Source organism: Flavobacterium pokkalii (assembly GCF_014596575.1).
Taxonomy (GTDB): Bacteria; Bacteroidota; Bacteroidia; order Flavobacteriales; family Flavobacteriaceae; genus Flavobacterium; species Flavobacterium pokkalii.
Window position 1 is genome coordinate 114,843 of record NZ_NASZ01000004.1, and the last position, 14,508, is coordinate 129,350.

Annotated in this window: 11 protein-coding genes; 5 read left to right on the top strand and 6 right to left on the bottom strand. The window is 33.5% G+C overall.

From position 1 onward, the window contains the following. Window positions 1-3: 3 nt before the first annotated feature. Entirely contained in the window at window positions 4-2,190 is a 2,187-nt protein-coding gene (locus tag B6A10_RS04690; protein ID WP_194431814.1) for a tetratricopeptide repeat-containing hybrid sensor histidine kinase/response regulator, read from the top strand. Here the strand turns inward: B6A10_RS04690 and B6A10_RS04695 are convergent. Both B6A10_RS04695 and lpxK read right to left on the bottom strand, forming a co-directional pair. Continuing rightward, window positions 2,187-2,999: a purine-nucleoside phosphorylase gene (locus tag B6A10_RS04695; RefSeq protein WP_188219996.1), complete on the bottom strand. Its 813-nt coding sequence runs from the start codon at window positions 2,997-2,999 to the stop codon at window positions 2,187-2,189. The two genes, B6A10_RS04690 and B6A10_RS04695, sit on opposite strands and share 4 nt — an antisense overlap. Next, window positions 2,971-3,996: a tetraacyldisaccharide 4'-kinase gene (gene lpxK / locus B6A10_RS04700; protein WP_188219905.1), complete on the bottom strand. Its 1,026-nt coding sequence runs from the start codon at window positions 3,994-3,996 to the stop codon at window positions 2,971-2,973. Before lpxK ends, B6A10_RS04695 begins: the two co-directional genes overlap by 29 nt. A gap of 191 nt (window positions 3,997-4,187) precedes the next feature. Here lpxK and B6A10_RS04705 point away from each other — a divergent pair, with 191 nt between their 5' ends. The 4 genes from B6A10_RS04705 to rluF all read left to right on the top strand — a co-directional run bounded on the left by B6A10_RS04705 (window position 4,188) and on the right by rluF (window position 7,883). After that, window positions 4,188-5,282: a Nif3-like dinuclear metal center hexameric protein gene (locus tag B6A10_RS04705; RefSeq protein WP_188219906.1), complete on the top strand. Its 1,095-nt coding sequence runs from the start codon at window positions 4,188-4,190 to the stop codon at window positions 5,280-5,282. A gap of 3 nt (window positions 5,283-5,285) precedes the next feature. Further along, window positions 5,286-6,065 (top strand): zinc ribbon domain-containing protein, encoded by a 780-nt coding sequence (locus B6A10_RS04710; protein WP_188219907.1) that lies wholly within the window; start codon window positions 5,286-5,288, stop codon window positions 6,063-6,065. 40 nt (window positions 6,066-6,105) lie between these two features. Then, entirely contained in the window at window positions 6,106-6,948 is an 843-nt protein-coding gene (locus tag B6A10_RS04715; protein WP_188219908.1) for an alpha/beta fold hydrolase, read from the top strand. 122 nt (window positions 6,949-7,070) lie between these two features. After that, on the top strand, window positions 7,071-7,883 hold the full coding sequence (gene rluF / locus B6A10_RS04720) for a 23S rRNA pseudouridine(2604) synthase RluF (RefSeq protein WP_188219909.1): 813 nt from the start codon (window positions 7,071-7,073) through the stop codon (window positions 7,881-7,883). Here rluF and B6A10_RS04725 read toward each other — a convergent pair. From B6A10_RS04725 to ffh, 4 genes are all read right to left on the bottom strand, one after another. After that, window positions 7,880-9,226: a peroxiredoxin family protein gene (locus tag B6A10_RS04725; protein ID WP_188219910.1), complete on the bottom strand. Its 1,347-nt coding sequence runs from the start codon at window positions 9,224-9,226 to the stop codon at window positions 7,880-7,882. The two genes, rluF and B6A10_RS04725, sit on opposite strands and share 4 nt — an antisense overlap. Before the next feature lie 60 nt (window positions 9,227-9,286). Continuing rightward, window positions 9,287-11,830, bottom strand: a complete 2,544-nt coding sequence (locus tag B6A10_RS04730; protein ID WP_188219911.1) for a TlpA family protein disulfide reductase — start codon at window positions 11,828-11,830, stop codon at window positions 9,287-9,289. A 196-nt stretch (window positions 11,831-12,026) separates the two neighbouring features. Continuing rightward, window positions 12,027-12,908 carry a bifunctional 5,10-methylenetetrahydrofolate dehydrogenase/5,10-methenyltetrahydrofolate cyclohydrolase gene (locus B6A10_RS04735; RefSeq protein ID WP_055093388.1) on the bottom strand — a complete coding sequence of 294 codons (882 nt, stop codon included), beginning with the start codon at window positions 12,906-12,908 and terminating at the stop codon, window positions 12,027-12,029. A gap of 146 nt (window positions 12,909-13,054) precedes the next feature. Next, window positions 13,055-14,410 (bottom strand): signal recognition particle protein, encoded by a 1,356-nt coding sequence (ffh, locus tag B6A10_RS04740; RefSeq protein WP_188219912.1) that lies wholly within the window; start codon window positions 14,408-14,410, stop codon window positions 13,055-13,057. Window positions 14,411-14,508 lie beyond the last annotated feature (98 nt).

A 14,508-nucleotide genomic window follows, 5' to 3' on the forward strand; every position in this document is an offset into this window, starting at 1 on the left:
TGGATGCATTTAAAAATCAAATTCTACCTGATTTTCATCTTTCTATTCAATTCAATCCTGTATTCTCAACATGAAGAAACGGACAGTATTGGCTATTACAACAATTTAGCCAATATTCATATCAAAAAAAATCAATACAAAGAAGTCTTTTTCTATACACAAAAAGCCATAAATTATGCTCAGGAAAAAGCAAACACCAAAGAACAAGCCATCCAGACCGCTAAACTGGGACGCTTGTATTACAACTTAAAAAAACACGACGATGCAATCGAAAAACTTACCGAAAGCATTGGTCTTTTTAAAACACTCAGTCCAACTCCTGAATATGCCAAAGCCTATTATTATTTAGGACTGACTTATATTGAAAAAGCAAATTTGACTGCTGCCGAAACCTGCATTAACAAAACTGCAGCAATTTCGAAAGCCTTACAACTCAAAGACAACGACGATTTAATCCTGCTTCAAAAAGCGATTATCAATAGGGAAAATAAAAAATATGAACTGGCTTCTGCACAGCTGAACACCATTATTTCTAAATCCGATACTCCTAATTTAATGGATACTAAAGCGGAAGCTTTATACCAAATGGGACTTATTGAACAACAAAACAATCGCTATAATTTAGCTTTAAGTTATTTTAACAAGGCGCTGAATTTAAACGCTAAAAATCAAAATTCAGAACAAAAATCCCATATTTTACTAGCCATCAGCCTTGTTTACGACAAAATGCTGGACAAAAGCAGCGCCTATTCCTATTTAAAATTGCATCTCAATTTAAAAGAAAGTCTTGCCATTGCCAACAATGAAAAGTTAGGTATCAACGATTACGAAGCATTTAAAGAAAGTCAGCGAAAAATCAATCAGGCTCGTATCAATAAAAAGAAAAAAGATCAGGAACGAACCGAAAAATTCTCCCGATTAATCAATTATCTGTCTGTTGCACTTATTGCGATTCTTTCGCTATTGAGTTTTTCACTTTACAAAATCAATATTATTCGAAAAAAATCCAATTTATTATTACAGGAAAAAAATAACGAATTGATAATTGCCAAAGAAAAAGCCGAAAAAGCTTCCAATGCCCGCGCCGATTTTCTTTCAACTGTAAGTCACGAATTGCGTACTCCGCTGAATGCCATTAATGGAATTACTCATCTTTTACTAGAAGAAAATCCTAAAAAATCGCAGTTACATTACCTTAGTTCTTTACAATATTCCGGAAATTACTTGACCGCCTTTATCAATGACATTTTAGAAATCAATAAAATTGATTCAAATAAAATTGAAATAGAACGTATCAATTTTGATTTAAAAAAATTATTAATTGACATTAAAAATTCATTAAACGAAGTTGCTACAAAAAACAAAAACGAATTTATTCTTGAGATTGACAATGCTATTCCAACACATTTAATTGGTGATCCAATCAAATTGTCACAAGTTTTCATGAATTTAATCAACAATGCACTTAAATTCACTAAAAACGGAAAAGTAAGTATTATAGCCAAATTAAAATCTCTTCAAAACCAAAAAGCAATCATCGCTTTTGAAATTATCGATACCGGAATAGGAATTCCGGAAGAAAAACTGGAAAGCGTTTTTGACAGTTTTTCTCAAGGTTCTACCGAAATTAATCGAAAATACGGCGGAACCGGTTTAGGTTTAACTATTGTAAAAAAAATACTAAACTTACTGGAGAGTGAAATACATCTTAAAAGTAATGTAGGCGAAGGCTCAACTTTTTCATTTGAATTAGCCTTAGCTTTTAACGAACAACAGCCTGATGAACAAGTACCTGTACAAGAGAACTCTTTTGATCTTTCTAAAATAAAAGGAAAAAATATTTTAGTGGTTGAGGATAACAAAATCAATCAGATGATTACCAAAAGAATGCTCGAAAACAGAGAAATTCTTTGCGAAGTAATCGACAACGGTGAAGAAGCCATTGAAGTAATGAAAAACAACAAATACGATTTGGTTTTAATGGATGTACATTTGCCAGGTATCAATGGAACAATTGCAACAAAAGAAATCCGAAAATTTGACACCACAACACCTATTATTGCGATGACGGCCATTTCGCTAAACGAAAACCGGGAAATGTTACTTTCTTACGGCATGAATGATGTGATTACCAAGCCATTTATTCCAAACGATTTTTACGTTATTTTATCCAAATATCTGGTAAACTAAGCGTTCAAAATCAATTCTCTGATTAACTTTCTGACCTTAGGTTCAGCATTTTTGGCGGCTTGTAACACTTCATCATGAGAAATCGTTTCAATACTTTCCTCGTCTCCCATATCTGTAATAACTGAAACCCCAAAAGTTTCTAAATCCATATGACGCGCCACAATTACTTCAGGAACAGTGGACATACCTACACAATCAGCACCCAAAATTTTGACCATTTTGTATTCGGCAAGGGTTTCAAAAGTAGGTCCTTGTAAACCTAAATAAATACCGTCTTTTACTTCGATAGATTCATTTTGAGCCAATTCCTTTGCAAGAGCAATCATTTTTTTCGAATACGGTTCGCTCATATTAACGAATCTCGGTCCAAAACGCTCTTCATTTTTTCCGCGTAACGGATGTTCCGGAACCAAATTAATATGATCGTTGATTAGAATAATATCTCCAACTTTATAATTAGAATTTACGCCACCGGAAGCATTGGAAACAACCAGTTTATCAATGCCTAAATATTTCATCACGCGTACCGGAAAAGTAACTTCCTGCATCGAATAACCTTCGTAATAATGAAAACGTCCCTGCATGGCCACTACTTTTTTAGTTCCAATAGTCCCAAAAACTAAAGCACCTTTATGTCCTTCGACAGTAGAAACCGGAAAATTAGGAATCTCAGCATAAGGCAATGAAAATTCAATTTGAATATCATCGGTAAAATTGCCTAAACCCGAACCTAAAATCACTCCAAATTCCGGTGTAAAATTGGTTTTATCCTTAATATAACTAACGGTTTCCTGAACTAAATCCCACATAATTTTTAATTTTTTCATCAAACTGATTGGCTGCTGAAAGTAACTTACTTTGTATTGGTAAATAAAAAAGTTGTTCTTCAGGCAATTTTCCTTTCAATCGCACATAATCTTTTTCGGTAGTAATAATGATATTGTCCTGAGCCTGAACTACAATATCCTGAATATCATTTTCCGAAAAATGATGATGGTCCGGATAAGTCAAGCAAATATCTTTTTCATTTTTCAAATAAGCATAAAAAGGTTCCGGCTTCGCTATTCCTGCCAAAAGCAATTTCGGCTCCTTTTTAGTTTCGCTGACATTTATTTTATTATCTGCCGAATAAACAAAATCGTCATAAGCAATACAACTAAAAAACAACTCCTGATTTTCGGCCAATTTTAATTTATTTTTTATCGAAAGTTGTTCCGTCTCTGAAAGATTTGGCGGACATTTAGTAACAACAACTAAATCGGCTCTTTGCGAACCACTACGGCTTTCACGCAAATTACCTGTAGGCAACATAAAATCATCGGCATAAATATCACCATAAGCGGTCAATAAAATATAAAATCCGGCTTTTACTTTTCGGTGCTGATAGGCATCATCCAGCAAAATTACTTCTGGCTTTTCTTTTTGCGAAAGCAATTGCTCTATACCATTTTTTCGGTTAGCATCAACAGCCACCAGAATTTCAGGGAATTTTTGAAAAAACTGAAAAGGTTCATCACCTAAGATTTCGGCATTCGCATTGGCATCAGCCAAAACAAAACCTTCTGATTTTCGTTTATAACCGCGACTTAAAGTAGCTACTTTATATTTTGCAGAAAGTAAACGAATTAAATATTCGATCTGAGGCGTTTTTCCGGTTCCTCCAACACTTAGGTTTCCCACAGCAATTATTGGTAAATCAAAACTGTAGGATTTTAAAATCTCTTTATCAAAAAGAAAATTTCGAATACTGGTTATCAAACCATATAAAATAGCAAACGGAAAAAGTATTTTTCGAAGTAAATTCATAAAACAAATATAAAAGATAAGCCACCAATACACGAATTAAATTCTTTGATTTTTTTTTAAAAACCTACTTTATCCCTATATTTGGTTGTATAAATCTTAAAGATAGCTATTGAATGTAATTCGTTTTTTAATAATTACACCCTACTTATTCTACTTAACATTCGTGCATTAGTGGCTAAAAAATAAAAATCATGAAAATAAAAGAAATTCTTTCTGTTCTCGAAGAAATGGCACCACAGGCCTATGCCGAAGATTTTGACAATGTGGGTTTACTGGTTGGGAATCAAAACACTGAAGCAAGCGGAGTTTTAGTTTGTCATGATGCATTGGAAAATGTAATTGACGAAGCTATTGCTAAAAATTGCAATCTGGTGGTTTGCTTTCACCCTATTTTATTTTCCGGAATCAAAAAAATAACCGGTAAAAATTATGTGGAACGCGCCATTTTGAAAGCCATAAAAAACGATATTGCTATTTATGCCGTTCACACCGCTTTGGATAATCATCAACAGGGAGTCAATAAAATTTTCTGCGAGGCTCTTGGTTTGAAAAAAACGAAAATATTAATTCCGAAGCAAAATTTCATTCGAAAATTAATCACCTATACGATTCCTGAAAATGCTGAAAAATTACGCAATGCTTTGTTTGATGCCGGAGCCGGAAAAATAGGAAATTACGAAGATTGCAGTTTTAATTCCAAGGGAATCGGGACTTATATGGGTAACGAAAACAGCAATCCTGAAATTGGAGAGCGTTTTGAATTTGTAGAAAGTGACGAAATCAAAATCGAAGTTACTTTTGAAAAATATTTAGAATCTAAAATTTTAAAAGCTCTGTTTAAAAACCATGTGTATGAAGAAGTGGCTTATGAAATTTATGATTTGCAAAATCAGCACCAAAATATCGGTTTGGGAATGATTGGCGAACTGGAAAATCCAATGGACGAAAAATCCTTTTTAGCATTGGTTAAAGATAAAATGCAGGCCGAGGGGATTCGCCATTCTCAATTTTTAGGAAAAAAAATCCAAAAAGTTGCGGTGCTTGGAGGTTCGGGAAGTTTTGCTATCAAAAATGCTATTCAGGCCGGAGCTGATGCATTTTTGACCGCCGATTTGAAGTATCACCAATTTTATGAAGCCGAAAATCAGCTGATTTTAGCTGATATTGGACATTTTGAAAGCGAACGCTATACAAAAAATTATATTGTTGATTTTCTTCGAAAAAAAATTCTTAATTTTGCCATCATTTTATCAGAAGAAAATACAAATCCAGTTAAGTACTTATAAAATATGACTAATACTAAAGAATTAAGTGTTGAGGACAAGTTGAGAGCCATCTACGATTTACAATTGATTGACTCGAGAATTGACGAAATTAGAAATGTAAGAGGCGAACTTCCTCTTGAAGTGGAAGATTTAGAAGATGAAGTTGCTGGTTTAAGCACTCGTTCTGAAAAATTGAAAGGGGAACTTGAAGTAATTGAAGAGCAAATTAAAGCTAAAAAAAATAGCATCGACGAGCACAAAGAAGCTATTAAAAAATATACAAAACAACAGGAAAGTGTACGTAACAACAGAGAATTCAACTCTTTAACTAAAGAGGTAGAATTTCAGGAGCTTGAAATCCAATTAGCTGAAAAGCAAATGAGAGAAATGAAAGCTTCTATTGAACACAAAAAAGAAGTTATTGCACAATCTAAAGAAAAATTAGAGTTAAAATCAAATCATTTAAAACACAAAAAATTAGAATTAAATGATATCATGGCAGAAACTGCCAAAGAAGAAGAATTCTTAACTCAAAAATCATTAGAATTCCAAGAGCAAATCGAAGAAAGATTGTTAGCTGCTTACAAAAGAATTCGTTCCAGCGTACGTAACGGATTAGCAGTAGTTTCGATTGAAAGAGGTGCTTCTGCTGGTTCATTCTTCACTATTCCGCCGCAAACTCAGGTGGAAATTGCTTCCAGAAAAAAAATCATCATCGATGAGCACTCCGGAAGAATTTTGGTTGACAGCAGCTTAGCCGAAGAAGAAAAACAAAAAATGGAAAACTTATTCGCTAGTATTTAATTATATTTAAGTCCCGATTTAACATCGGGACTTTTTTATTATGAAAAAAGCTGTTTATTTTCTTTTTACAAAATCCATTGGTTTATACCTTAATGCCCTAAGTTTTGTCTTTCCTGAAAAGGCAACCCAACTAGCCTATGCCCTTTTTAGCGAGCCCCGCGACGGCAAACTGGAAAAAGATAAACTTCCCGAAATCCTGAAAGAAACCGAAAAAGAAAGTTATCAATATCAGGGAAATCATTTCCAAACCTATACCTGGAAAGGCAATGAAAATATCGTTTTATTAGTTCACGGCTGGGAAAGCAATGCTTCCAGATGGGAAAAACTAATTGCTCATCTTAAAAAATCCGGCAGCACTATTATTGCTTTAGACGCTCCGGGACACGGATTATCCGGCGGAAAAGAATTTAACATCCCGCAATATGCCTCTTTTATTGATGTTTTGGTTCAAAAATTCCATCCTCAATATCTTATTGGTCATTCTTTAGGCGGAAAAACCTGTTTGTATTATCAGGCTACTTATCAAAACAACAGCATTGAAAAAATGGTCGTTTTAGGTTCGCCAAGTGATTTTAAAATCATTTTGGACAACTACATTCATTTATTAAGTTTGAATGCTAAAATTTCCAAAGGAATGGAAAATTATTACCTGCACCATTTTAATCTTAAAATCGAACAATTCACCGGAAAATTATTTGCTTCCAAAATAAAAGCCAAAGGGCTTATTGCCCATGATATTGAAGATGATATCGTCTTATTTGAAGAGGCTAAAAAAATTGCCGGCGCCTGGCAGGATTCTGTTTTTATTGAAACAAAAGGATTAGGACATAGTTTACACGACGACGAATTGTATCAAAAAGTATATCAATTTCTTTTTGAATAAAAAGTAAATTTCAATTTCAATCTCAATTTCAAAAATAGTACATCAAAATTCGCATTGAATATTATTATTGCTATTGTTATTGCCATTATCATTGATATTGTATTATTGCTTACTTTTGCAGCATGGAAGAAAATCTAAAACGTCTTAATAAATTCATAGCCGAAACCGGTTTTTGCTCGCGTCGTGAAGCCGACAAATTCATCGAAGAAGGTCGCGTAACCATCAATGGCACTGTGCCGGAATTAGGCACTAAAGTTGCCCCTGATGACGAAGTTCGTGTAGACGGCAAACTCATTCACGAAAAAAACGAAAAACCAATTTATTTAGCTTTCAACAAACCTGTGGGAATTGAATGTACTACGAATCTGGAAGTACGTAACAACATCGTGGATTACATCAATTATCCGAAACGAATTTTCCCTATCGGACGTTTAGACAAAGCTTCAGAAGGGTTGATTTTCATGACCAATGACGGAGATATTGTTAACAAAATTCTCCGCGCCAGAAATAATCACGAAAAAGAATATACCGTTACAGTTAACAAACCCATCACTGACCGATTTATCCAACGCATGGGAAATGGCGTTCCCATTCTGGACACCGTAACCCGAAAATGTAAGGTGGAGCAAATTAGCAAAAACACCTTTAAAATTATTCTGACTCAAGGTTTGAATCGCCAAATTCGTAGAATGTGCGAATATTTAGGCTATGATGTTACAGCCTTGAAACGCATCCGAATTATCAATATTTCACTGGACATTCCTGTAGGGCGCTACCGCGAATTAACCGATGCCGAAATTAAAGAACTCAATGAGCTAATTGCACCATCCAGTAAAACCGAAGAAGCCAGTTTACCTAAAACGGAAGCTCCCAAACGTAAAACCGAATTCATCAAAAAGAACGATCCGAGGTTTAGAAATAGAAAGAGGGATTAATTTAATAATCCCTCTAATAATTTATCTAATTCTTGAGCGCTTGGGTTTACGGCCACTATCACTCCTTTAGAATTAACAAGGAAGGTAGAGCCTCCTGAATTAGAAATATTGTATTTGTCCCAGATTCGGTTCTTATTATCCATTTCAATCAAATTCAACCAAGGATATCTGTCTTTTTCAATTGCCTTTTCAAAAGCGTTTGTATTTTTAAATTCATTAGCAACGCCTAAAATCACAAATCCTTTGTCCTTGTATTTTTCATAAATGGGAATATAACTTTTACTAGTAACCCTGCAAGGTCCACACCATGATGCCCACAAATCAATCAATGCGACTTTTCCGGCTACAATATCCGAAGCTGTAACAATAGTCCCTTCAATTGTTGGTGCCGAAAAATCTACAAACATCCCCCCTACTTTAACCGTTGTAATACCTTCCATAATATCGGATATTTGTTTCGTGTAAGGATGTAAAGGATACATTTTAGCATAAATGGATGTCAAATTACGCACTTCATTAAAATCCATATTCTTCTTAAATTGCTTATACCATCGTACTTCATCCAATAAAAGAGAATAAGAAACAATGTTCTTCTTTTTAGCTATATATTTTGCTTCCCAATCGTATTTTATTTTCTGAATGGAATCCATTTTATTATTTAAAAACAAAGCTCTGGATGTATAGGCTTTTCCGTTTTCCATTAATTCATCACGAGACTTATACCATTTATTCAGCTCCTCATCTTTGTCATTGCCTTTGGTTTTAATCTTTTCCGTAATTCTATTATATTCTTCACTAAAATAATTTCCAGAATCCCATAAAGAGTCTATTTCCTCACTGAAAATTTTCTCTATGGGTTTAAAAACTTTGTCTTTCTCTTTTTTAAAAGCAAGCATTTTATCGGTTAATAAGCCGCCAACAATACTATTTTTATCAAAATCTTTTGTTTCGTGCAACTTAAAATCGACCTCTCCATTCTCTACAAAAAAAGAAATGGGACGGAATGCTCCTTTCTCTAATTCTTCTCCAAGTATCAAAGTATATTTTTCAGCAAATGGAGTATGTAAATCATATTCAAAATATCCATTCACAATCGGAATTTTAATTCCACTCATAAAAGGATTATCTCTGTCTGTTACCAACTTTAGATAGGTCGACTTTCCACTGTTTAATTTCCCTTTTATTTTACAATTGATATCATCAATTAAATTTAAATACGAGGTTTTAGCAGGCAGCACTTTATTGACGAATTTGCTATTTGAATCAGTAGTTACTTTTGCATTTTGTGAATAAGCAAAAAAACAAACCAGTAAAACCGTAAAGGTTAAAAATGTATTTTTCATAATGGTAAATCAATAAACCTCCAACAAAAAAACATATTCTATCGGTGACTTTATTTATTATTACATCTGTTTCTCTAAAATTTTCTTCAAATCTTCGTTGGAATGTTGCCCTAACTTTGGATTGATAACTTCCCCATTTTTACCTACTAACACATAATGTGGAATCCCGGAAACATTAAATTTTTCGGCTAAGTAATTCCAATCGTCAGTTGATAATCGATAATATTCTCCTTTTATATCCGGAATCATTGCCGAATACGTTTTTTCCGGAGAACTTTGATTGGTTAGATACACAAAAACAATATCTTTCTCTTTCATTTCTTCTTTCAAAGGTTTGATTCTTTCAATTCCGGAACGACAAGGTCCACACCAGGTTGCCCAAAAATCAACATAAACTACTTTTCCTTTATATTTATTCATTATTTCGGCAAATAATTTATTTGCTTCCGTTTTTGGCGTTTCATTGAGTACATAACCCGTTTTTGATTTATTTGCTTCAATTTTAGCCTGTGTTTCATTATTACATTTTTTAATATAATCTGCAATAAAAGGGGTTTTTATGGATTGTTGTTCTCGGACCAATTCTTCTTCTGATAAAGGAGTAACCTGATCCACTACTTTATTACAAATCTCCTGAGACTTCATAATATCAGTTGCAAAACCAGCTTTTACATTAAACAATTCAGCTAGTTTTTTATTTCTGAAAGCAGCTCTTTTATCATTATAAATTTGACTCAAAAGAATTTGATGTTTTTTATAAAAAGAATTAAGTTCTTCATAAACAGAAACATTTTTCTTTATTTGTTCAGGAGATGTCCCTTTTGCAAGTCTTTTTTCTGCCTTTAAAAACTCTTTTTCCTCTTTTGAAATTGGTATATTATTTTTGATTAAATACGCTTCTAAATCTGAAGTATTATAAATACCATCTTTTCTTATTTCTTTGATTATTTTTTGGTGTTTGGCAAAAAAAGAAACACTTATTTTCCCATATTTTTTATCAAAATCTTTTTGAGCAGGTCGATTTTGAAAAGTTTCAACATCTTTAAAATCAATCAATAATTGTTGTTCTTCTTTTGTTAAAGAATAACCACTTTTTACGATTTCATCAGCGGTTTCTAAAAACGAATTTGAAATATTTCCTATACTTAATAAATCTAAAAACTGCAATCTATTAATAACATTTTGATAACTATGCGTAGAAATTACTGCTAATGGATTATTGATAATGCCATCTGTCAAAAATTGATAATAATCTGCCGTAAGAGTATCTTTTTTAAGGCTAATTTCCCTTTGATTATTAGGTATTTTATTTTTTAATCGAAAAGCAGTTTCTTTATCGCGTTGATAATTCATCATTTGAGCAATAACATTGTATTCTATTTCTAATTTCCCAATTTGATAAGCTTTAGCCTCAATTGCATTTGATTTTCTTAAAGACTCTAATGCTTCCTGCTTTTTATTTGCTACATTCTGACAATAAACTTTATAAGCTTCCGGATTCTTATCTAAAATAGTACGCATCATGCATTCATAATCCGTTCGTCTTATTTTCTGTGTTTTCAATAAATCAGCATTTAGCCTACCCGATTCTCCCATATAAATTGTTCGTTTATCTCCAAACAATTGAAAAACATCTTTTCCTGGTTCTAAATAAACGGAACCATTAAAAATAGGGGAACGCACCCAAACTTCATGCGGATAGTACAATGGAAGTTTTATAGAGAAAAAACCATTATCCTTAATTTTGGCAACAAAAGTATTTTGCGCTCCAGTGATAATATCGTCAACGTGAATGGCTATTGTTTTTACAGCAGTCTTAGGGCTATAATTCTTAATATATCCGCTATATGTTGCTGAATCACTTTTGAAAATAGGTAGTCCATAAGCAATATCAGCGCTGTTTAATTTTGCTATTTCATTTTGAGATTTGTTAGCAAAAGCAATTAGTGATTTTGGGTTTTCACCAATAAAATAATTTCCTTCTTTCCCTTTTTTAACAAACAAAGTCACTTTTTGATTTTCATGGGTCAGGTTTACAGAACCATTTCCTTTTTTCAAAGCTACTTTTTCATAATTCCAAACTTGGTTTTTAAAAACCAAATTGTTATCATAAAATCCAATTTCCCAATTACCGTTTTCTGCATTAAACCAGTTTCCTTCTAATTCTTTATTAATACCCGATGGGTTAGGTATATCCTGCAATGCAATATCATAAATAAACCAATTCCCTCCATCATTTGCCTCACCATATTCAATTTTAGAAACCTTTTTATCCAATTTTCCAAAAATCAATTTATAATTTAAAACACCTGATTCCGGAACAACATTTCCACTTTTCAACGAAATGCCTTCGGCGCTTTTTATAAATATTTTTTCTTCATTCGCTACATCTTTAATATAAGTTTGTTTAGGAATGGTAAATTTAAATCCTGAATACTGAGTAATTTCAAATGAAATGACTGTTGTAGAATCAGTTATTTCAATTTTTTTTATAGATAAATAAGGTGCGGCAGAAAACCCGGTTTTAGGATTTTCGATTGTTTTTTGTGCGAATATCGTACTGACAGATAAAAGCATTGCAAAGAGTAAAAAGATTTTTTTCATAATTTTTTGGTTGTTAATTGACAGACAATTTATAAAAAATTATCCTACACAGTATCCTGTACTGTAGGGTAATTTTTTATTTTATCCACAATCCAACCCTTAAAATAGAAATGAAGATATTTCATCTTTAAAAAAATCATAAAAAAAGCCTTAAACTTAGCGTTTAAGGCTTTCTATAGAACAATAATTCTTATTACTATTTTCTACTTCTGATTTTTCTTGCCAATAACGTATTTTTCAACAACATGGCAATGGTCATAGGCCCTACACCTCCCGGAACCGGAGTGATGAAAGATGATTTTTGGCTTACTCCGTCAAAATCAACGTCACCTTTAATTACATATCCTTTCGGATTTGAAGCATCTTCTACTCTGGTAATTCCTACGTCAATAATAACCACTCCGTCTTTTACCATATCTGCTTTTAAGAATTCTGGCACTCCTAAAGCGGTAATAATAATATCGGCATTTTTAGTATATTCTTCTAAATTTTTAGTTCTACTATGTGTTAAAGTCACAGTTGAATCACCAGGATTTCCTTTACGGCTCATCAAAATACTCATTGGACGTCCCACAATATGACTACGACCAATAACTACGGTATGTTTTCCTGAAGTTTCTACTTTGTAACGCTCTAACAATTCCATAATTCCAAATGGTGTCGCTGGCAAGAAAGTTTCCATTTCCAGAGCCATACGTCCAAAGTTTGTTGGATGAAAACCATCAACATCTTTTTCAGGATTAATTGCTAAAAGGATTTTTTCCTCGTCGATATGTTTTGGCAAAGGTAATTGAACGATGTAACCATCTAAATTATCATCTTCATTCAGGTCTTTTATTTTATTCAATAAAGCCTCTTCTGTAATGTCTTCTGGCAAAGCAACTAAAGTAGAATCGAAACCAATTTGCTCACAAGAGCGCACTTTGCTTCCTACATAAGTCAAACTTGCTCCATTATTCCCCACGATAACTGCAGCTAAGTGTGGTACTTTTTCGCCGTTAGCTTTCATTTGTTGCACTTCAGCGGCGATTTCTCTTTTAATATCTTCCGAAGTTTTTTTTCCGTCTAGTATTTGCATCTTTATTTTGAGTTATGAATTATGGGTTATGAGTTAAAAGTAAAATCCTCTTAAAACTAAAACCGAATAATTCTTTATTGTTATAATTGTGTTTTTAAAACTGGAAGTCTTTTGTAAACTGCTTTCTGCAAACTGAAATCTAAACCCTATTTCATTCCCGGCATACCAGGCATTCCTTTCATACCACCCATCATTTTCATCAAATTCTTTCCTCCTGGTCCCTGCATCATCTTCATCATTTTGCTCATTTGGTCAAATTGCTTCATCAGCTGATTTACCTGCTCCACCTTGGTTCCTGAACCTTTGGCAATACGATTTTTTCTTTTCACATCAATCAAAGCCGGTTTTTTTCTTTCTGCCGGAGTCATCGAATAGATAATGGCTTCGATATGTTTGAAAGCATCATCTTCAATTTGTACATCTTTCATAGCCTTTGAAGCACCTGGTATCATTCCTACCAAATCTTTCATATTACCCATTTTTTTCACCTGCTGAATTTGAGCTAAGAAATCGTCAAAACCAAATTCGTTCTTAGCAATTTTCTTTTGCAATTTACGGGCTTCTTCTTCGTTGAATTGCTCCTGAGCTCTTTCTACCAGGGAAACAACATCTCCCATCCCCAAAATACGCTCAGCCATACGGTCCGGATAGAAAACATCAATAGCGTCCATTTTTTCTCCGGTACCCACAAATTTAATTGGCTTATTAACTACTGATTTAATAGATAACGCTGCTCCACCACGGGTATCACCATCTAATTTGGTCAAAATAACCCCGTCAAAGTTCAAAATATCATTGAAAGCTTTTGCTGTATTTACTGCATCCTGACCCGTCATCGAATCCACAACGAATAAGGTTTCCTGTGGTTTGATAGCATTGTGTACACGAGCAATTTCGTCCATCATTTCCTGATCTACTGCCAAACGACCTGCCGTATCGACAATTACCACGTTCATTCCGTTAGCTTTTGCAAAAGCAATTGCATTTTCGGCAATAACAACAGGATTTTTATTATCCGGCTCCGAATAGACATCAACACCTATTTGTTGCCCCACTACGTGCAACTGATTGATAGCCGCAGGACGATAAATATCACAGGCAACCAAAAGTGGTTTTTTATTTTTCTTTGTTTTCAAATAATTAGCCAATTTTCCGGAGAAAGTAGTCTTACCGGAACCTTGTAAACCTGACATCAAAATCACTGTTGGTGAACCCTGCAAATTGATTCCTGCAACATCACCTCCCATTAATTCCGTCAACTCATCCTTTACTAACTTCACTAACAACTGACCTGGTTGCAAAGTAGTTAACACATCCTGACCGATTGCTTTGTCTTTTACTCGGGCCGTAAAATCTTTAGCAATTTTAAAATTTACGTCGGCATCCAGTAAGGCACGACGTACTTCTTTTAAAGTATCAGCAACGTTAACTTCGGTAATTTTACCGTGACCTTTTAGTATATGAAAAGCTTTGTCTAGTTTATCGCTTAAATTATCGAACATGTTTATTTAATTTTATTGAAGTGCAAAGATAAACTAATTAGATAATTAGGCAATTACATAATTAGAATATTGAGCCGCTTTTAAACTTTATTTTAACT